At 63.4% G+C, this 17,665-nt stretch carries 22 protein-coding genes; 13 read left to right on the top strand and 9 right to left on the bottom strand.

Features of this window, described 5'->3' with window-relative positions; genetic code table 11:
* Positions 1 to 2 precede the first annotated feature (2 nt).
* From GVM20_RS06500 to GVM20_RS06485, 4 genes are all read right to left on the bottom strand, one after another.
* The gene (locus GVM20_RS06500; protein WP_166546485.1) at positions 3 to 1,220 is read right to left on the bottom strand and encodes a TolC family protein; all 1,218 of its coding nucleotides are present in this window, start codon (positions 1,218 to 1,220) and stop codon (positions 3 to 5) included.
* Positions 1,221 to 1,290: 70 nt separating this feature from the next.
* Positions 1,291 to 1,629 carry a hypothetical protein gene (locus GVM20_RS06495; RefSeq protein WP_166546484.1) on the bottom strand — a complete coding sequence of 113 codons (339 nt, stop codon included), beginning with the start codon at positions 1,627 to 1,629 and terminating at the stop codon, positions 1,291 to 1,293.
* A gap of 52 nt (positions 1,630 to 1,681) precedes the next feature.
* Positions 1,682 to 2,482 (bottom strand): DUF3703 domain-containing protein, encoded by an 801-nt coding sequence (locus GVM20_RS16280; protein WP_234031888.1) that lies wholly within the window; start codon positions 2,480 to 2,482, stop codon positions 1,682 to 1,684.
* Positions 2,479 to 3,105, bottom strand: coding sequence for a cation efflux transmembrane domain-containing protein (locus GVM20_RS06485; RefSeq protein WP_166546483.1), 627 nt, complete (start codon positions 3,103 to 3,105; stop codon positions 2,479 to 2,481). Before GVM20_RS06485 ends, GVM20_RS16280 begins: the two co-directional genes overlap by 4 nt.
* An 83-nt stretch (positions 3,106 to 3,188) precedes the next feature.
* Between GVM20_RS06485 and GVM20_RS06480 the strand changes: the two genes are divergently transcribed.
* The 4 genes from GVM20_RS06480 to GVM20_RS06465 are packed head-to-tail and all read left to right on the top strand — an operon-like array spanning position 3,189 to position 4,915.
* Positions 3,189 to 3,593, top strand: coding sequence for a MerR family transcriptional regulator (locus GVM20_RS06480; RefSeq protein WP_166546482.1), 405 nt, complete (start codon positions 3,189 to 3,191; stop codon positions 3,591 to 3,593).
* Complete coding sequence (locus GVM20_RS06475; RefSeq protein WP_166546481.1) at positions 3,593 to 3,943, top strand: DUF3147 family protein; 351 nt, start codon at positions 3,593 to 3,595, stop codon at positions 3,941 to 3,943. Before GVM20_RS06480 ends, GVM20_RS06475 begins: the two co-directional genes overlap by 1 nt.
* Entirely contained in the window at positions 3,940 to 4,284 is a 345-nt protein-coding gene (locus GVM20_RS06470) for a YnfA family protein (RefSeq protein WP_166546480.1), read from the top strand. The genes GVM20_RS06475 and GVM20_RS06470 overlap by 4 nt, the downstream gene beginning before the upstream one ends.
* A gap of 13 nt (positions 4,285 to 4,297) precedes the next feature.
* On the top strand, positions 4,298 to 4,915 hold the full coding sequence (locus GVM20_RS06465) for a class I SAM-dependent methyltransferase (RefSeq protein ID WP_166546479.1): 618 nt from the start codon (positions 4,298 to 4,300) through the stop codon (positions 4,913 to 4,915).
* 321 nt (positions 4,916 to 5,236) lie between these two features.
* Here the strand turns inward: GVM20_RS06465 and GVM20_RS06460 are convergent, their stop codons facing one another.
* Positions 5,237 to 6,481, bottom strand: coding sequence for a tyrosine-type recombinase/integrase (locus GVM20_RS06460; RefSeq protein ID WP_166546478.1), 1,245 nt, complete (start codon positions 6,479 to 6,481; stop codon positions 5,237 to 5,239).
* Positions 6,482 to 6,829: 348 nt separating this feature from the next.
* Between GVM20_RS06460 and ribB the strand changes: the two genes are divergently transcribed.
* Together ribB and ribH are read left to right on the top strand one after the other, a co-directional pair.
* Positions 6,830 to 8,077 (top strand): 3,4-dihydroxy-2-butanone-4-phosphate synthase, encoded by a 1,248-nt coding sequence (gene ribB / locus GVM20_RS06455; RefSeq protein ID WP_166546477.1) that lies wholly within the window; start codon positions 6,830 to 6,832, stop codon positions 8,075 to 8,077.
* 5 nt (positions 8,078 to 8,082) lie between these two features.
* Positions 8,083 to 8,505: a 6,7-dimethyl-8-ribityllumazine synthase gene (ribH, locus tag GVM20_RS06450; protein WP_166546476.1), complete on the top strand. Its 423-nt coding sequence runs from the start codon at positions 8,083 to 8,085 to the stop codon at positions 8,503 to 8,505.
* A gap of 92 nt (positions 8,506 to 8,597) precedes the next feature.
* Here ribH and eno read toward each other — a convergent pair whose 3' ends face one another.
* Positions 8,598 to 9,884, bottom strand: a complete 1,287-nt coding sequence (gene eno / locus GVM20_RS06445) for a phosphopyruvate hydratase (protein WP_166546475.1) — start codon at positions 9,882 to 9,884, stop codon at positions 8,598 to 8,600.
* 201 nt (positions 9,885 to 10,085) lie between these two features.
* Between eno and GVM20_RS06440 the strand changes: the two genes are divergently transcribed.
* The 6 genes from GVM20_RS06440 (at position 10,086) to GVM20_RS06415 (ending at position 12,923) form a co-directional block, all read left to right on the top strand.
* Complete coding sequence (locus GVM20_RS06440) at positions 10,086 to 10,703, top strand: hypothetical protein (RefSeq protein WP_166546474.1); 618 nt, start codon at positions 10,086 to 10,088, stop codon at positions 10,701 to 10,703.
* Between the two features lie 21 nt (positions 10,704 to 10,724).
* On the top strand, positions 10,725 to 11,162 hold the full coding sequence (locus GVM20_RS06435; RefSeq protein WP_166546473.1) for a phage holin family protein: 438 nt from the start codon (positions 10,725 to 10,727) through the stop codon (positions 11,160 to 11,162).
* The gene (locus tag GVM20_RS06430; protein ID WP_166546472.1) at positions 11,159 to 11,527 is read left to right on the top strand and encodes a hypothetical protein; all 369 of its coding nucleotides are present in this window, start codon (positions 11,159 to 11,161) and stop codon (positions 11,525 to 11,527) included. Before GVM20_RS06435 ends, GVM20_RS06430 begins: the two co-directional genes overlap by 4 nt.
* Positions 11,524 to 12,102: a hypothetical protein gene (locus GVM20_RS06425; protein WP_166546471.1), complete on the top strand. Its 579-nt coding sequence runs from the start codon at positions 11,524 to 11,526 to the stop codon at positions 12,100 to 12,102. The genes GVM20_RS06430 and GVM20_RS06425 overlap by 4 nt, the downstream gene beginning before the upstream one ends.
* A gap of 83 nt (positions 12,103 to 12,185) precedes the next feature.
* A complete protein-coding gene (locus GVM20_RS06420) occupies positions 12,186 to 12,416 on the top strand; it encodes a DUF4170 domain-containing protein (protein WP_160760910.1) in 231 nt (76 codons plus the stop codon).
* Between the two features lie 18 nt (positions 12,417 to 12,434).
* Positions 12,435 to 12,923 (top strand): GNAT family N-acetyltransferase, encoded by a 489-nt coding sequence (locus GVM20_RS06415; RefSeq protein WP_353653118.1) that lies wholly within the window; start codon positions 12,435 to 12,437, stop codon positions 12,921 to 12,923.
* Between the two features lie 31 nt (positions 12,924 to 12,954).
* Here GVM20_RS06415 and GVM20_RS06410 read toward each other — a convergent pair whose 3' ends face one another.
* From GVM20_RS06410 to carB, 3 genes are all read right to left on the bottom strand, one after another.
* On the bottom strand, positions 12,955 to 13,242 hold the full coding sequence (locus GVM20_RS06410) for a hypothetical protein (protein WP_166546470.1): 288 nt from the start codon (positions 13,240 to 13,242) through the stop codon (positions 12,955 to 12,957).
* Positions 13,243 to 13,245: 3 nt separating this feature from the next.
* A complete protein-coding gene (gene greA / locus GVM20_RS06405) occupies positions 13,246 to 13,722 on the bottom strand; it encodes a transcription elongation factor GreA (protein WP_166546469.1) in 477 nt (158 codons plus the stop codon).
* Positions 13,723 to 13,836: 114 nt separating this feature from the next.
* Positions 13,837 to 17,163, bottom strand: coding sequence for a carbamoyl-phosphate synthase large subunit (gene carB / locus GVM20_RS06400; RefSeq protein ID WP_166546468.1), 3,327 nt, complete (start codon positions 17,161 to 17,163; stop codon positions 13,837 to 13,839).
* Between the two features lie 66 nt (positions 17,164 to 17,229).
* On the opposite strand from carB, the gene GVM20_RS06395 reads away from it, so the two are divergent.
* Positions 17,230 to 17,586 (top strand): endonuclease domain-containing protein, encoded by a 357-nt coding sequence (locus GVM20_RS06395; protein ID WP_166546467.1) that lies wholly within the window; start codon positions 17,230 to 17,232, stop codon positions 17,584 to 17,586.
* The last annotated feature ends 79 nt before the right edge of the window (positions 17,587 to 17,665 follow it).

Genomic DNA, 17,665 nt, shown 5'->3' with positions numbered 1-17,665 from the left:
GATCAGTTCTCCTCGCGCGCATAGGCGCGATTGAGCGCGGCAATCGCGCGGGCCCGGTCAAGCCGGGCTTCAATGATGGAACGGCGCGCCGTCGTCAGCGCGCCCTGGACGTCGAGCAATTCAAGCAGCGAGAAGCGCCCGGCATTGTAGCCGACCTGCCCCAGCCTCACTGCCTCCTCGGCTTGGGCAAGGCCAGGCCCCTCAAGTGCGGCCAAGCGCGTCTCGGCAGCTTCGACCAGCATTTGTGCCTGCGCCCTGTCTCGCCGCGCCTCGGCTCGCACACGCTCTGCCTGATATTCGGCTGCGGTCTCGTCCGCTCGCGCCGCCTCGATCCCGCCGCGATTGCGGTCACGGATCGGAATTGGCAGCGATAGGCCAGCAACAAACGCGGTATCGCGCCCGTCATTGAAACGCCGCAGACCGCCGCTGACCGTGACATCAGGAACAGCGGCCGACTGCGCCAGCGTCACCCGCGCTGCAGCCACGCGGCGTTCCGCCTCGGCAAGCCGCTCGTCGATGCCGATGAAGGCAGGATCGTTGGTTGTTCGTCGGGGCTGCGGCGAACCGGCTGCGACCGTCAGATCCGGATCATCTGACCCAACCAGCACTGCGAGGTTCCGCCGTGCGGCAAGCATGAGACTGAATGTTTCAACCTCGGCGGCACGGGCCTCGGCAAGCGCCGCTTGGGCACGCAATTGCCTTAGCGGCGGATCGCGGCCCGCTTCGACCAGAATGCGCGCGGTGTTGGCAAGCGATGACGCTTGCGCAGCATTGTCGCGCGCCAGCGTTGCCTGATCCGTCGCCGCTGCCAGCTCGGCAAAGGCCAGTTCAACGTCGCGAACCAGATCAATGCGCTCGCGCAGCAGGGCCAGGGCCACCACGTCACGCTCGCTTGCCGCAACGGACCGCCGGGCGCTTCGCTGACCCCCGATCTCGAGCTGCTGGCTAAGCGCCAGCGTTGTTTGTGTGCTGTCCAAGCCGCGGAAGGGACCGCTTCCGGCGAAATCCTCGACCTCGAGGCTGACCTGCGGATTGGGACCAACATTGGCCTGACGTGCGCGCGCTTCGGCAGCGTCGACACGCGCCGCAGCTGCAGCAAGGCGCGGTTGGCTTGCAATGGCACGCTCGATCGCAGTCTCGAGCGTTATGGGTTCGGCCAAGGCCGGAAAGGCAGTGGCCAGCGCCGCAGCCATAAGGGCGGCGCGCAAGGATATGGGCATGAAAGACTCCTGAACTTGGCATGCGTTCGTCGCGCGAACCCACAGGTCCGTGCGCCGTTACGGTGCAAGTTCAGGCAGAAGGTGGCTGAAGCGGCGGGGCTTGCGCCAAAGAGCTCAGGATGGCGCTGTCTTGTGGCCGCATCGCGACACGGGCCAGCGACAGGCTTTCGACCATGACCGGCGCGCCGGCATTGAGACCCACGCTGCAATGGTGATGAACCACGGCGTGGCAGGGAGAATTTTCATCGTCGGGAGCATGGTCGCGATGCGCTGCTTCGGCATGGCCGCTTACGTCTGACGAAGCAATGACAGCACTAAAAGGCAAGGCATCATGCGCCATCGACGGCGATTCTACGCCGCCGAATGCCAGTCCAACCGCCAGCCAAAACAGAAGAAGCACGCGCGCCATTATGGCCGCACTAGCTTGAAAGGGTTAATCAAGCAATCTGACAGCTGCGATGTCACGAAATCAGTTCCTGCTGGCGCAACGCTTCCGCCAGATCGGGAGGTATCGGCATCGGCGCAAACGCGCTCACATTAGATCGCCCGGAATTACCCACCGGCAACCGGCCCGTCAGCGAACCCAGCGGAGCCAGCAAAATCCGGATGACTTGGCCCAGCATTTCGCTCCAATCGCGCCGTCGGATCGCAAACCCCAGCATGGCGCCATGACTGGCGAGATGTGGGCCAAGATAGGGCTGCGAAACGATATGCACCCGCTCCAGATGGTGCCAGGCACGATCCTCGTCGCCTTCTTCCAATGCTGACCGGTATGCCGCCATTTCATCCGCGATCACCCGCCGCGCAGCAAAGCTGTTGGCAAGCCCCCGCCAGCGCCGCTGCCGGTGCCAATAGAAGATTTGCGCGAAGGCCCAGATGAACGGGGTCAGGGCTCCGGCCGAAACTTCGACCTCGTCGCTGTAATGCGTCCCGCCGTTTGGTTCCGGCATGACGGTGATCCAATGATCCCACCTGGAAATGAGGGCACTGTGCCCGTTGTCACGCAGTCGTTTGGGCCAGTCGGTGCCGTCAGCATCGTGCATGGACGTCACAATCCACTGTGTCCCGAACGGAATTATGCCAAAGAGGCGGAGCTTGACCTCGCAGCGCCCGCCCGGTCGAAAGCTTTCGAACGCCGCGTCGTCGACCGGGATGAAGCGCACCAGCGGCCAAGCAATATGCTGCAACAGGCCCGCCTTCTGGACTTCTGCCCAGACAGTTTCCGGCTTGAGCGCGATATGTGTCGAACGCGAAACTTTCATGCCGCCACGCTCCCCAACTCACGTCGTGCCTGCCGGACAATCTGAACGCCGCCGCTGATCCCGAGCAGGGCCAGGATCGCAGCGACAATAAGATCGGGCCAGGCGGTGCCAGTGCCGAACACGCCGAGCGCGGCCGCCATAACGGCAATATTGCCGATCGCGTCATTGCGCGAGCATATCCAGACCGAGCGCATGTTCGCGTCTCCGGTGCGAAAGCGATAGAGCATGATGGCGACCCCGGTGTTGGCCGCCAGCGCGAGCGCGCCAATGATCCCCATCAGTTCAGGTTGGGGTGCAGCCCCGCCCAATGCCGCCAGAATGGCTGTGATCATCACCCAGCCACCCAGACCGATGAGGGTGAAACCCTTGGCCAGCGCGGCCCGGGCCCGCCATGCCAGCGCCATCCCGGCGACCAGCAGGCTGATCGCATAATTGGCGGCATCGCCCAGAAAGTCGAGCGCATCAGCCTGCAATGCGCGGCTGTCAGCAGCGGCCCCTGCCGCCATTTCCACCGCGAACATGCCGGCGTTGACGCCGAGCGCGATCCACAACGCCCTGCGCCAGCGCGGGTCGTTCAGCGTTGCCGTCGTTCCGCACGCGGCCTTGCAGCAATCATCAGCCATCTTCTTGCCTCCTCGACAATCTGCGAGTCGGCCCTCTATCTACACCCTGTAGCAACTACAGGGTCAAGCCCGGAGGATTGGCGATGAAAATTGGCGAACTGGCAAGCGCCACGGCGACCAAGGTCGAGACCGTGCGCTATTATGAAAAGATCGGGCTGTTGCCGGCGCCTGCGCGGACAAGCGCCAACTATCGTGCATACGGCCATGATCATCTGGCGCGCCTGTCGTTCATCCGCCGCGCCCGCGATCTCGGTTTTACGCTCGAAGCGGTGCGCGAGCTGCTCACGCTGTCCGATGACAAGGCCCAATCCTGCGATGCAATTGACGGGATTGCGCGCGTCCACCTTACCGAAATCGACCGCAAGATCGCCGATCTGAGCGCGCTGCGCGGCGAACTCGACCGGGTGATCGGTTCCTGCCGTCACGGGACCGTGGCCGATTGCAAGATCATCGAGACCTTGGCTCCGCGCAGAAAGGACACAGCTTGATGTATTATCTGCTCATCAAGGCCGTAGCATCAGCAATCATCATTGTGATCGTTTCAGAAACCGCCCGGCGCAATCCCGGTACCGGGGCGCTGATCGCCTCATTGCCGCTGATTTCAGTGCTCGGCATGATCTGGCTGTGGAGAGACACTCAAGACGTGGCGCGACTGGCCGAGCATTCCGCCGCGACGTTCTGGTATGTGCTCCCGAGTCTCCCGATGTTTCTCGTCATCCCTGCCCTACTCAAGCGTGGTGTCGGATTCTGGCCCGCGCTGCTTGCGGGGTGCGTTCTGACAATGGTGCTCTATGCGTCATTGGTCTGGGCCGGCCCGAGATTTGGATTGAAGCTATGACAATGCCCAACCTGCCAACGGCAATCATTTATGCCTTTGCCGCGCTAGCCGAGATCGCGGGCTGCTTCGCTTTCTGGGCATGGCTGCGCCTCGACAAGCCCGTGTGGTGGGTGTTTCCGGGCATCGTCTCCTTAACACTGTTCGCGTGGCTTCTTACGTTCGTTGACACGCCCGTCGCGGGGCGCGCCTACGCAGCCTATGGCGGTGTTTACATTGCTGCTTCGCTGATCTGGCTCTGGACGGTGGAAGGTGCCCGGCCCGACCGTTGGGATGTCATCGGAGCCACAATTTGCCTCGCCGGGGCTGGATTGATCCTTTTTGGGCCGGGACGGACAGCATGATGAGGACAAGCCTTTGAGCGACGAGCCAAGTTCCCACTGGGAAAACGTGTATGCAACCAAAGATGCCGCGCAGGTAAGCTGGTTCGAGGAAACACCCGCGCTGTCGCTTGACCTGATTTCCGCTGCCTATCCGGGGCATGGCGGCGTGATCGACATTGGCGGCGGCGCGTCACGGCTAGCGGGCGCGCTCGTCGATGCGGGATATGCACCGGTGGCGGTTCTCGATTTGTCAGCCAGTGCGCTGGCCGTTGCAAAGGCGAGGCTTGGGGCTGCGTCCAACTCGGTCGAATGGATCATTGCCGATGTTACGCGGTGGCGGTCAACCACGCGATACGATGTCTGGCATGATCGCGCAGCGTTCCATTTCCTCACCGATCCCGTGCAGCAACAGGCCTATGTGGAAGCGATGCGTTCGGCTCTCGCAAGTCATGGCATTGCTATCATCGGGACTTTCGCGCCCGATGGCCCGGAGCGGTGCAGCGGCCTGACCGTCGCGAGGCATGACGCAGCGAGTATCGCCACTATTCTTGGCTCCGACTTTGAATTGGTGAACGAACAGCGCCACGAACATCTGACACCTGGCGGTTCGGTTCAGCAATTTCAGTTCAGTACGTTTCGCCGAGTGGGTTAGGAGCCAGATCGCCCTCGCGTGCCTCAGGCTCGATGCAGGACAGATGCGCGATCACGGTCCAAAGGAAAGCGAGCGCCCTGTCAATGACCGGACGCCCGCCCTCATGCTCTGGTCATTCGCTTACGGGCAGCAGCTCATCGCCGCATCGCAGCAAGCGAATACGAGGTCGCAGCAGGACATTGCCAGCGATGCAACCTGATCCGGTGCAGCGGCAAATGTTGAAGAACTAGAACCAGGCAGCACGCCTGTTCCGCTGCGTTCGTCGCGGGTTCAAAGCCTTAGCAAGCCATGGTCTCGAACCTTACCGCGCCTTGCAATGGCCTATGTCGACAGGAGAGACCGCAGCTTCGCATCCCATGCATCAAGAGCGCTCCGCTTCTCGTCGTCATACCTGTAACGGTTGTAGATCCCGGCGACCCCTGCCCTTGTTCCGCTGATATGGTTGAGCACGCTTTCGGTCACCTCAACCGGGACTCTCAGCGACTGGAGATGGGTTGCCCCGGTTCGGCGGATATCGTGCAGTCGCCAGTTCGGAACATCGACGTCCCCCGGATCTCCACCCTCCTCGATCTGCTTGGCCTTCAGGTAAGCGATCATATCCTTGTGGAGCGCCGCCCGTCCCTTGAAGAAGCCCGACACAGGGGTGGTCCCGGTCGTGGTGAACACGAGGCCCTTCCGCTTCGGACCCAACAGCTGGAGCTCTGCGAGCGCGAGGCTTGTAAGCGGTATGACGTGTTCCTGGTCATTCTTCGCCCGATCGGCTGGCAAGGTCCATCGACGCGCATCGAGGTCGATTTCGGACCAGTCCATTTCGGCAACTTCCTGGCGCCGTTGCATTGTCAGGATCAGCATCCGGACAAAAGGCCCCCACGGCCAACCGGAATTCTCGGTCGCCCTCCACAAAGCGACAATCTCCTCGTCGCTCAGCACCCTGCGGCGAGAGGGGACGGCCTTTGGCGCCTTCATCCCGGCCAGCGGCGAGACATCGATATCCTGCCGGTCGGTCGCCCAGTTGAATAACTTGCGCAGGAGCGAGTGGATCTCCTTGCGGCGCGCCGGGCGATCGGAATACTCGTCCAGCACCTTCACGATATCGGCGCGGGTGATCTCATGGACGGGACGGTTGCCCCAGCGGGGAATAAACACGTTGTTGATCGTGCAATTCGCCGAGCCCCACGTCCCCCGCCAGTTCGGCTTGAGATAGAGCTCTACGAACCTTTCGCTGTAGGTCCGAAAGTTTAGCGTCTCCTTTTTCCGCTTGGCTTCGCGCTTGGCTTCGACCGGATCGATCCCCTGATAGACTTGGACCAGCAGCCGCTCGGCTTCTTTGCGCGCTGTTGCTGGGGTCCATGGACTTCCGACAGGGCCGATAGTCTTGCGGCGTGCAGGCCCGCCGTCGACCCGATACTGGAACACAAAGGACTGCGCGCCTCTTGGCGTGATACGGAGTCCGAAGCCCTTTAACCGGGGGTCCCACACGTAAATGTCGCGGTGCGGGTCCGGTGTGATGGACTGGATTGTTCGCAATGTGATTGACTGATTCGGCATGATCTGGCGCTCGTCCACGTAATCGCCACGTAATCAGATGTCGGGATTACGATGGCGTAGCGAAGGGTAATCCACGGCGGATTTATTCCAACCGTTTCAAGCCCTTGAGCGTAGTTTGGCGTAGTATTGGAAAGGAACGAAAAGGGCACAAAGCTCCGCTCTTAATCAGCGGGTCCTAGGTTCGAGCCCTAGTGCGTCCACCATCCCTTCCAAATCAGCGCTTGTTCTGGACGGCCCGCGAGGGTGGCTTGGCGCGCATCTGCTTTGCGGAGCATTGTGGGATGCTGGTGAATTTCACAGGTTGCTGGCCCGCCTGAACACGTCACGCCAGCTTGCAATCACATCGTGATGTGATACATTGGCTGCATGAGCACATCGACCATCACACGCGTTCGCGATCTCGTCACATCCAACACGATGACCCGTGCCGGTCTCGCCCGCGCCGCGGGTCTTCACGCCAACACCTTGCGCGATTGCACCGAGGAGACGTGGAACCCCACCGCCGAGACCCTCGCCAAGCTTGATGCTTTCCTTGAGGCCAATGCCGACCGGCCGGTGCTCGCCACGATCGAGGAGATCATCGACGAGGCGCGCAATGGGCGCATGTATATCCTCGTTGACGATGAAGACCGTGAGAACGAGGGCGATCTGATCATCCCCGCGCAGATGGCAACCCCGCAGGCGATCAACTTCATGGCGATGTACGGGCGCGGGCTGATCTGCCTCGCGCTCACCAAGGAGCGCGTGGAGACTCTCGGGTTGCAGCCGATGAGCCGCAACAACAAGGAATCGATGCAGACCGCCTTCACGATCTCAATCGAGGCGAAGGAAGGGGTCACCACCGGTATCTCGGCCGCCGACCGCGCGCGCACGATCTCGGTGGCGATTGACGCAGCCAAGGGCGCGGATGATCTCGTCACCCCCGGCCACGTCTTCCCGCTGATGGCGCGCGATGGCGGCACGCTGGTCCGCGCCGGGCATACCGAAGCGGCGGTGGATATTTCACGGCTTGCCGGGCTCAACCCCTCGGGCGTGATCTGCGAAATCATGAACGAGGACGGGACGATGGCCCGGCTCGACGATCTGGTGAAGTTCGCGCGCAAGCATGACCTCAAGATCGGGACAATCCGCGATCTGATCGCTTACCGGATGCGCAACGATCACCTGGTCGAACGCCTTGGCGAGCGTGCCTTCACCTCGGATTACGGTGGCCAGTGGCGCATGATCACCTATCGTGACCGCGTGGCGGGCAACGAGGCCTATGTGCTGCAAAAGGGCCATGTCATCCCGGGCGAGCCCACCCTCGCCCGCGTCCATCCGATTTCGGTGTTCGACGATGTGCTAGGCCAGCCCGGCGCGCGCAAACGCACGCTCCAGCGTGCGATGCAGGCGATCGGCACGCATGGATCGGGCGTGATTGTGATCCTGACCGGCCGTGTCGGCACCGGCGAATGGCGCCCTGATGAGGAACTGCGCAATATCGGCATCGGCTCGCAGATCCTCGTCGATCTCGGCGTGTCCGATATGGTGCTGCTGTCGAACAGCCGGCCCGATTACGTCGCCCTCGAAGGCTATGGCCTGACTATCACCGACTTCCACCCCATTCCGGAGTAATTGCCATGGCCGATATCCTGATCGTTGAAGCGCGCTTCTACGCCCACCTCAATGACATGCTCGTCGCAGGCGCGCGGGCGGCGTTGGAGGCCGAGGGCCACACAGTCGAAGTATTGACCGTGCCCGGCGCGCTCGAAATCCCCGGCGCCATCGCCCTGGCAGCCGAGGCTGACCGTTATGACGCCTTCGTCGCCATCGGTGTCGTGATCCGCGGTGAAACCTACCATTTCGAGATCGTGGCGGGCGAAAGCGCGCGCGCGATCATGGCGCTGACGATGGACGGCATCGCCATCGGCAACGGCATCCTCACGGTCGAGAACGAGGCACAAGCACTCGTGCGCGCAGACCCGGCGCAGAAGGACAAGGGCGGCGAAGCGGCCAAGGCGGCGCTGGCCCTGCTTGCCTTGCAGGATCGCTTCGGGCGCTGACAGTCTGGTTGACTGCCGGACGAGGGGCTGATCCTGCGCGGTAATGACGGCGGTGATCACAGCCGCGCGCCGGTCAGGCAGCCCCTCTCCTGTCAGGCGCGCGCGCCAAAGCAGGCCTTGCCTGCAAACCCGGCGCTGTCGCCCAGCTCTTCCTCGATGCGGATCAGCTGGTTGTACTTGGCAAGCCGGTCCGACCGCGCCAGCGATCCCGTCTTGATCTGACCGCAATTGGTCGCGACTGCGAGGTCGGCGATGGTCGCATCCTCGGTCTCGCCCGAACGGTGGCTCATCACGCAGGTGTAACGCGCGCGGTGGGCCATATCGACGGCGGCGAGCGTCTCGGTCAGCGTGCCGATCTGGTTGACCTTGACCAGCAGCGAATTGGCCAGACCACGGGCGATCCCGTCCGACAGGCGCGCGGGGTTGGTCACGAACAGATCGTCACCGACCAGCTGCACCTTGTCGCCCAGCAAGCCCGTCAGCGCGGCCCATCCTTCGAAATCGTCCTCGCTCATGCCGTCCTCGATCGAACGGATCGGGTACTCGGCGCACAGCTTGCCCAAGTAATCGGCCATTTCATGCGGGGTGAGGCTTAGTCCCTCGCCCGAGATTTCGTACTTGCCGTTCTTGAAGAACTCGGTCGCCGCGCAGTCCAGCGCTAGCACGATGTCCTCACCCGGGGTGAAGCCTGCCTTGGCGACGCTCTCCATGATGAAATCGAGCGCCGCGCGGGTGCTGGCGAGGTTCGGGGCAAAGCCGCCTTCATCGCCGACGCTGGTGGCGAGGCCCTTCTGCGCCAGACCCTTCTTCAGGGTGTGGAACACCTCGGCGCCCCACCGTACAGCTTCGGTCAGCGAGTCCGCTCCGACCGGCATGATCATGAATTCCTGAATGTCGATCGGGTTGTCGGCATGCTCGCCGCCATTGATGATGTTCATCATCGGCACCGGCAGCATGTGCGCCGAAACCCCGCCGAGGTAGGAATAGAGCGGCAGGCCCCGCGCGTTGGCCGCCGCCTTGGCAACCGCCAGCGACGTGCCGAGGATCGCGTTCGCGCCAAGCCGTGCCTTGTTCGCCGTGCCATCGAGCGCGATCAGCGCCAGATCGATATCGCGCTGGTCTTCGGCATCGAAATTGTCCGTCAGCAGCTCGCGGATTTCGCCGTTGACCGCTTCGACCGCCTTCAGCACGCCCTTGCCCAGATAGCGCGAAGCATCGCCATCGCGCAGTTCCACCGCTTCATGCGCACCGGTCGACGCACCCGACGGGACAGCGGCGCGGCCGAAGCTACCGTCGTCGAGCAATACGTCGACTTCAACGGTCGGATTGCCGCGGCTGTCGAGGATTTCACGCCCGTGCAGGTCAATGATGGCGGTCATGTTTGGCTCCGGCTGTAATGTGGTTTAGGGTGTTAAGACACTTCGACGCTATGATAATGGGAACGGCATGATTCTGGTTCGATGATTCCAGCATTGGCCGGACGCGTGACGTCCCTATGCGCGGGAATGACCTCGTGCAAGCGGGTGGCGAGACGCGAACGGCATCGACCCAAATACGCCCAGACGACAAGGAGCACCGCAATGGCTGACACTACACCCCCGAAGAAGTCCCCGGCGAAATCGACCAAGGGCGCGACCACCAAGACCGAAGGCCTGACCAAGGCTGCACCGGTCAAGCTGGCAGCGACGACCAAGGGCGAAGATGCAGCCCCGGCTTCTGCTCCGGTGATCGAAGCCAAGAGCCGTTTCAACGCCGCGCTTGAAGAAGCCAAGGCTGGCGCCGCAGCGCTGCGCACCGAAGCGGAAAACCGCCTCAGCACGGTCAGCGGTCAGGCCAAGGGCAAGGGCACCGATCTGGTTGCTGAAGCCAAGATCTATGGCGAACAGGCCAAGGGCAAGGCCAGCGAACTCGCGGTCGAAGGCAAGCAGGTGGCCACCGATGCCATTGCCTCGCTGGGCAAGGTCGTGGGTGACACCGCTTCGCAGATCGACGAAAAGCTGGGCGAGCAATATGGCGATTACGCCCGCAAAGCCTCGCGCACCTTGCAGGAAACCTCCGCCAAGCTCGAATCCAAGAGCGTCGATGAACTGAGCGAGGATGCCCGCGCGATGGTCCGCAAAAGCCCCGGCGTGGCTGTCGGGATCGCGGCGGTCGTCGGCTTTTTCCTCGCGCGGATGCTGGGCGGGAAGAAGCGCTGATCCTGCTGAAAAGGCACGCTCATGTATGATACCGAGCCCGGCCAATCGCCGCCGCCGGATGGCACCCTTGCCGATCCGGCGGTGACGTCCGAGGACGCTGAGGCGACCGAGGACCGCACCGGCTTCACCTCGCTGCGTGACGATATCACGGCGCTGGTGGATGACGCGCGCACCTATGCCGAGGCGGAGATTGCCTTCCAGAAGACCCGCGCCAGGCTCGCCGGAAAGAAGGCGGGCCGGGCGCTGGTGTTGCTGGTGCTGGCTTTGGTGTTGCTCCACATCGCCTTGATCGCGCTGGCCGTGGGCGCGGTGATCGCTCTGGCGCCGTTGGTCACGATCTGGGGCGCGATTGCCATTGTGGTGGGCGTGCTGCTGATCGGCGTTGCGCTGTTGGTGTTGAGCGCTTCGGGTGACGGCAAGGCGCTCTCGGCGATGTTCGACGCGGGAGAGGACGCATGACCCGCCTGCCGCAAAGCTTCATCGAAGACCGCGCACTGCGCGATGCTGCCCGTGCGGTGCTGGTCGAGGATATCGAGCGCCTGCGCGCCAGCCTCAGCGAAGAAGGCATTGCGAGCCGCGTATCGGCGGGCGTCAGCTCCACAATCACGAGCCGCATCCGCACCGGCGCGCGCGATGTGCTTGCGCAGGCCAAGGCGCAGGCGGGCGATCACAAGGGCGTTCTCGCGGTGCTGATCGGCGCGATTGTGCTGTGGTTCGCCCGCGGGCCGATCCTCGATTGGCTCGACGAATTCGCCGACATTGACGACGACATTGATACGGACGCCGCCTCCCCCGAAGGAGATGCGCAAGGAGACCCCGCATGACCGAACCCACCCCCATCTCGCCCACCGACAGCCGCGATGCGCTGCGCGCCCGGATCGAGGCTGCCGAGCGCCGCAATGCTGACCGTACGCTGGCCGATCAGGCCCGCGACGCTGCGACGGCGGCGGTGGACTATACCCGCGCCAACCCGCTGACGGTGATTGGCGGAGCGCTGGCCGCGGGCCTCGTCATCGGCCTGCTCACCCGCCCCGGTCGCCGCGTGGCAAGCCGCGTTGCGCATAGCACTGCCGATGCGATTTCCGGTGCGGCCTCGTCCGCCAGCTCGGGCGTGAAGAACGTCGCCTCGCGCGGCGGTTCGCGCTTTGGCCAGATGATCGGTCAGGCCGCTGTGACCTATGCGATGACCCTGATCGACGAAGTGCTGGAGACCGCCCGCACTGGTCAGGAACGCGCCGGGGAACTGGGCGATGCCGCGGGCGTGCAGGCGAAGAAGATATCTGCCCGGACGTCCGATGCCGCAGGCTCAGCGGCCGACAGCACCCGCGCCCTCGCCCGCAAGACCCGCGCGGCTGCGGCGGATATCGTGCGCGATCTGGGGCGCAAGACCAAGGGTTGATCCTGGCAGCGTCCCTGAAGGCTTGCCCTCGCGCTCCAAGGCGCTAAAGGCGCGCGCATCTTTCCTCCCCAGGGACTTATATCATGGCAGAAACAACCCCCACCCAGCGGCTCCACCTCGTGATGGGCGGCCGCGTGATCGATCCGCGCGGGATCGAGTTTCAGGACCCTGAGAGCATCCACGTCGTCGGCGTGTACAGCTCCTATGACGCTGCGGTCGACGCATGGCGCGCGCAGGCGCAGCGCACGGTTGACGATGCCGAGATGAAGTATGTGGTGGTCCACATCCACAAGTTGCTGACACCTGAAGACTAAATCACGGACATCAGCACCGTGGCCGGTTACACCATCCGCGCCTTCGGGCCCGCTGATGCGGAGGCCATTGCGGCGCTGACATTGGCGGCGATCCGGCAGACGGCGCTGCGGGCCTATTCCCCCGAGCAGGTCGCCGCGTGGTCGGCCCGCTATTCGCCTGCGCGGCTGCTGGAGAGCGCGGCGCGGGGCGATGTGATCCTGGTCGCGGCCGACGCGGATGACCGGCCAGCGGCCTATACCGTTCTTGAGGCGGAAGGGCACCTCGACATGCTGTACTGTCACCCGGCTCATACGGAGCGTGGGCTGGGCCTCAGGCTTCTGAACGAGGCGGAAGAGGCTGCGCGCAAGCTGGGTGTTGAGCGGCTCTATACCGAAGCGAGCGAGCTGGCCCGTCCGGTGTTTGAGCGAGCGGGATATGCCCTACTCCACCGCCGCGATTTCGCCATTCCCGGCGATGACGGCGAAGTCGCGATCTACAATTATGCGATGGAAAAGCAGCTCGATTGACACCGCGAGGCTAGCGACCGCCCAACCAGACTTAGCGAAGCGCGGCGAAAGCTCCGGCAGCAGCCACCGCCAGCATCGTCAGGACCACGCGCGTGCGGCGGTCCGAACGTCTTGAGCCCCAGCGCTCTTCATCGAGATACCAGCGTCCTTGCCCATCGGTTCTGAGAACGTCGGCACCTTTCAGTCGCGCAAACGCACGCTGGCGGCTTGGCAGGCCGGGATCATAGGCAATCGCATCCGCCATGCTGACAGCGCCCGCATCAAGGAAGTGCTGCACCACCCGCCGCTCGGCAATCGGCCTGACGGGCGGGACAGCCACGCTTCAGATGAACTCGATCTTGTCGACGTGGTAGAACTTCTCGCCAGAAGGAACCGTCACCTCGATATCGTCACCCACCTGTTTGCCGATCAGCGCGCGAGCGAGCGGCGAGGTGTAGGAAATGCGACCCTTGGCCGCATCCGCTTCGGTCTGGCCGACGATCTGGTAACGGATCGGCTTGTCGTTCTCGTCCAGCAAGGTCACGGTCGCGCCGAACACGATCTTGTTGCCCGACAGCGTGGTCGGATCAATGATCTGCGCGCGGCTGACCATGCCTTCGATGTCGCCGATCATGGCTTCGACCTGGCCCTGCCGCTCCTTGGCGGCGTGGTATTCGGCGTTTTCCGACAGGTCGCCGTGGGCGCGGGCTTCTTCGATAGCCTCGACGATTTTCGGCCGTTCCTCGCGCAGCGTCTTGAGGTCGGCTGTCAGCCGCTCATACCCCTCGGCCAGCATCGGCACCTTGTCCATCGTCGCCATTTTTGTTGTCTTTCTGTCTGTTATACTTGGCACTTCACCCCGCTCGGGAAGAAAGCGATCCCGGCCGTTCGATCCATACGGCGCGGGGACTTTCAATCTGTGGGGAAGCGTCAGTCAGTTCCCATAATAGTCCTGCATCGACCGGACTTCAAGCTGATCAGGCCGGATCGCCGAAATCGCTGCCGCCGCCGCCGCCGATCCGGCCGCGGTTGTATAGTAGGGAACCTTGTTCGCCAGGGCGGCCATGCGGATGGATTTGCTGTCGAGCAGCGATTGCCAGCCTTCGGTGGTGTTGAAGATCAGCGCGATCTCGCCATCGATTATCTTGTCGACGATATGCGGCTGCCCCTCGGCCACCTTGTTGACGCGTTCGACCGCAAGGCCCTGTTCGGCAAGGTAAGTCTGAGTCCCGCCGGTCGCGATCACCTTGAACCCGTGCTCGATCAGCTGACGCACGCCCGCGACGATCACCGGCTTGTCGGTGTTCTTGACCGAGACGAACACGGTGCCCGATTGCGGCGGGACCATGCCGGCCCCGATCTGCGATTTGAGGAAAGCGGCCTCGAAGGTCGCATCGATCCCCATGACCTCGCCGGTGGACTTCATCTCGGGGCTCAGCACCGGATCGGCACCGGGGAAGCGCGCAAACGGGAACACCGCTTCCTTGACCGCCATGTAGGGCAGATCGCGCTTGAACGGCGGGAAGGCGCTGAGCTTTTCGCCTGCCATCACCCGCGCGGCGATCTTGGCCACGGGCTGGCCGATGGCCTTCGCCACGAAGGGCACCGTGCGACTGGCGCGCGGGTTGACCTCGATCAGGTAGACCTCGCCATTCTTGACCGCGAACTGGATGTTCATGAGGCCCACCACGCTCAGCGCATGGGCGAGGAGCACAGCCTGACGCTCCATCTCGGCGATGATTTCAGGCGCGAGCGAATAGGGCGGCAGGGTGCAGGCGCTGTCGCCCGAGTGGACGCCGGCTTCCTCGATATGCTGCATCACGCCGGCGATGCGGACTTCCTCGCCATCGCACAGCGCATCGACATCACATTCGATCGCGTCGCGAAGATATTGGTCGATCAGCACGGGGCTGTCGCCCGACACATTCACCGCCGTGGCGATGTAATTGTCGAGCTGGGCTTCGCTGTCGACGATCTCCATGGCGCGGCCACCGAGCACGTAGGACGGGCGGAGCAGCACCGGATAGCCGATGCGTGCGGCGACGGCGGCAGCTTCATCGCGGCTGCGGGCGATGCCGTTTTCGGGCTGCTTCAGCTTGAGCTTGCTGACCAGTTTGGCGAAGCGTTCACGGTCTTCCGCAAGGTCAATCGCGTCGGGCGACGTGCCGAGGATCGGGATCCCGGCGTCTTCAAGCGCCTGCGCCAGCTTCAACGGGGTCTGCCCGCCGAACTGCACAATCACACCAACCAGCTCGCCGTTCTGCTGTTCGACCCGCAGGATTTCGAGCACGTCCTCGTCGGTCAGAGGCTCGAAATAGAGACGATCCGAGGTATCGTAATCGGTCGACACGGTTTCGGGGTTGCAGTTGACCATGATCGTCTCGAAGCCCTGCTCTGCCAGCGCGAAACAGGCGTGGACGCAGCAGTAATCGAACTCGATCCCCTGCCCGATCCGGTTCGGCCCGCCGCCGAGGATGACGATCTTCTTGCGGTCGGTGGGAGCGGATTCGCACTCCGCATCGCCGAAGGTCGGCGCTTCGTAGGTCGAGTACATATAGGGCGTGATCGCCTCGAACTCGGCGGCGCAGCTGTCGATGCGCTTGAACACCGGGACAACGCCGAGCTTGTGGCGCAGCGCGCGCACTTCGTCGGCGCTGGTCGCGCCCGCCATCGCGACGAGTGCGTCGTGGAGCAGGCCGGAGCGCTTGGCCTGAGTCTCGCCCATGCCACCCGCCACGCCAACCGAGCGCACTGCGAGTGTCGCGAGGCGCTTGTCAGAGAAGCCCATCGCCTTCAACCGCCGCAGCCCCGCCGCATCGCGCGGCAAGCCATTGGCCTGCACTTCGCGCTCGGCGGCGATGATCTGTTCGATCTGACGCAGGAACCACGGGTCGTAGAAGGTGACGGCGGCGATCTCCTCGACGCTCATGCCTTCGCGGAAGGCCTGGCCGACCTTGAGCAGCCGGTCCGGCGTCCGGCGCGACAGCGCGGCGGTGATGATGTCGCGGGGCTGGCCTTCCAGCTCCGGCACGCGGTTGAACCCGTCGAGCCCGGTCTCCAGCCCGCGCAGCGCCTTCTGCATCGATTCCTGGAAATTGCGGCCGATCGCCATGACTTCGCCAACCGACTTCATCGCGGTCGAAAGGTCGGTCGCCGCGCCTTTGAACTTTTCAAAGGCAAAGCGCGGGATCTTGGTCACGACGTAATCGATAGTGGGTTCGAAGCTGGCAGGCGTCGCGCCGGTGATCTCGTTGGTCAGCTCGTCGAGCGTGTAGCCGACTGCGAGCTTGGCCGCGACGCGGGCGATAGGGAAGCCCGTCGCCTTCGAAGCCAGCGCGGAGGACCGCGACACGCGCGGGTTCATCTCGATCACGATCAGGCGCCCGTCCTTGGGATTGACCGCGAACTGGACGTTCGATCCGCCCGTCTCCACCCCGATTTCGCGCAGGCAAGCAATGCTGGCCGAGCGCATGATCTGGTATTCCTTGTCGGTCAGCGTCAGCGCCGGGGCGACGGTGATCGAGTCCCCGGTGTGGACGCCCATCGGATCGACGTTTTCGATGGCGCAGATGATGATCGCGTTATCCTTGCGGTCACGCACCACCTCCATCTCGAACTCTTTCCACCCGAGCAGTGATTCCTCGATCAGCACTTCGGTGGTGGGCGAGGCGTCGAGGCCATCGCGCACGATCTGGTCGAACTCCGCCTTGTTATAGGCAATCCCGCCGCCCGTGCCGCCAAGGGTGAAGCTGGGCCGGATGATCGACGGCAGCCCGGTGCGCTCAAGGATCACGCGCGCTTCTTCGAGCGTGTTCGCCACGCCCGAACGCGCGCTTTCCAGCCCGATCGCAGTCATGGCATCGCGGAACCGCTGGCGGTTTTCCGCCTTGTCGATCGCGTCAGCCTTGGCCCCGATCATCTCAACGCCGTATTTCGCCAGCGTGCCATCCGCATCCAGCGCCAGCGCGCAGTTGAGAGCGGTCTGCCCGCCCATCGTCGGCAGCAGCGCATCGGGCCGTTCCTTGGCGATGATCTTGGCGACGATATCGGGCGTGATCGGCTCGATATAAGTCGCATCGGCGAACTCGGGATCGGTCATGATCGTCGCCGGATTGGAGTTGACGAGGATGACGCGGTAGCCCTCCTCCTTCAACGCCTTGATCGCCTGCGTGCCGGAGTAATCGAACTCGCACGCCTGCCCGATGATGATCGGGCCAGCGCCAATGACGAGGATCGAGGAAATGTCGGTTCTTTTGGGCATTTAGCTCAACTTCGCTACTTGTAGCCCCTTCCCTTGAGGGAAGGGGTTGGGGATGGGTGTACCACGATGGCGGAAAAGCGACTGACGGGGATCGCGCGAAGCTTGCGCAACACGCCGACGGATGCCGAACAACGCCTCTGGTTGCACTTGCGCGCAAGCCGCTTCGAGGGTGCGAAATTCACCCGGCAATTCCCAATTGGTGACTTCATCGCGGACTTCGCCTGCCGCTCGCTTCGCCTCGCCATCGAACTCGACGGCGGGCAGCACGCGGACAGCACCACCGACGCGAACCGCACGCGCATCATCGAAGCCCACGGCTACCGCGTGATCCGTTTCTGGAACAACGAGGTGCTGGAGAACATCGACGGGGTGCTGACGGTGATCGCCAAGGAAATCGCCATAGCGCGAAACGAGCGCGCCTAAGCCCCTTCCCTTGGGGAAAGGGGTTGTGGATGGGTGTACGACGCCCGAAATGACGCCCTGCCCCCTCACCGCAGACCCC

The organism is Porphyrobacter sp. SLTP (assembly GCF_009905735.1).
Classification (GTDB): domain Bacteria; phylum Pseudomonadota; class Alphaproteobacteria; order Sphingomonadales; family Sphingomonadaceae; genus Erythrobacter.
The sequence above is the reverse complement of the archived record's forward strand: the minus strand, read 5'-3'. Positions and strand labels throughout refer to the sequence as shown.

Coding starts and splice junctions, on each gene's coding strand:
- GVM20_RS06420 (WP_160760910.1), top strand. CDS start 12,186: ATGGCAGAAACAACCCCCACCCAGCGGCTCCACCTCGTGATGGGCGGC.
- GVM20_RS06425 (WP_166546471.1), top strand. CDS start 11,524: ATGACCGAACCCACCCCCATCTCGCCCACCGACAGCCGCGATGCGCTG.
- GVM20_RS06485 (WP_166546483.1), bottom strand. CDS start 3,105: ATGGCTGATGATTGCTGCAAGGCCGCGTGCGGAACGACGGCAACGCTG.
- ribB (WP_166546477.1), top strand. CDS start 6,830: ATGAGCACATCGACCATCACACGCGTTCGCGATCTCGTCACATCCAAC.
- GVM20_RS06435 (WP_166546473.1), top strand. CDS start 10,725: ATGTATGATACCGAGCCCGGCCAATCGCCGCCGCCGGATGGCACCCTT.
- GVM20_RS06440 (WP_166546474.1), top strand. CDS start 10,086: ATGGCTGACACTACACCCCCGAAGAAGTCCCCGGCGAAATCGACCAAG.
- GVM20_RS06430 (WP_166546472.1), top strand. CDS start 11,159: ATGACCCGCCTGCCGCAAAGCTTCATCGAAGACCGCGCACTGCGCGAT.
- eno (WP_166546475.1), bottom strand. CDS start 9,884: ATGACCGCCATCATTGACCTGCACGGGCGTGAAATCCTCGACAGCCGC.
- GVM20_RS06395 (WP_166546467.1), top strand. CDS start 17,230: ATGGCGGAAAAGCGACTGACGGGGATCGCGCGAAGCTTGCGCAACACG.
- carB (WP_166546468.1), bottom strand. CDS start 17,163: ATGCCCAAAAGAACCGACATTTCCTCGATCCTCGTCATTGGCGCTGGC.
- GVM20_RS06500 (WP_166546485.1), bottom strand. CDS start 1,220: ATGCCCATATCCTTGCGCGCCGCCCTTATGGCTGCGGCGCTGGCCACT.
- GVM20_RS06495 (WP_166546484.1), bottom strand. CDS start 1,629: ATGGCGCGCGTGCTTCTTCTGTTTTGGCTGGCGGTTGGACTGGCATTC.
- ribH (WP_166546476.1), top strand. CDS start 8,083: ATGGCCGATATCCTGATCGTTGAAGCGCGCTTCTACGCCCACCTCAAT.
- GVM20_RS06470 (WP_166546480.1), top strand. CDS start 3,940: ATGACAATGCCCAACCTGCCAACGGCAATCATTTATGCCTTTGCCGCG.
- GVM20_RS16280 (WP_234031888.1), bottom strand. CDS start 2,482: ATGAAAGTTTCGCGTTCGACACATATCGCGCTCAAGCCGGAAACTGTC.
- GVM20_RS06475 (WP_166546481.1), top strand. CDS start 3,593: ATGTATTATCTGCTCATCAAGGCCGTAGCATCAGCAATCATCATTGTG.
- GVM20_RS06480 (WP_166546482.1), top strand. CDS start 3,189: ATGAAAATTGGCGAACTGGCAAGCGCCACGGCGACCAAGGTCGAGACC.
- greA (WP_166546469.1), bottom strand. CDS start 13,722: ATGGCGACGATGGACAAGGTGCCGATGCTGGCCGAGGGGTATGAGCGG.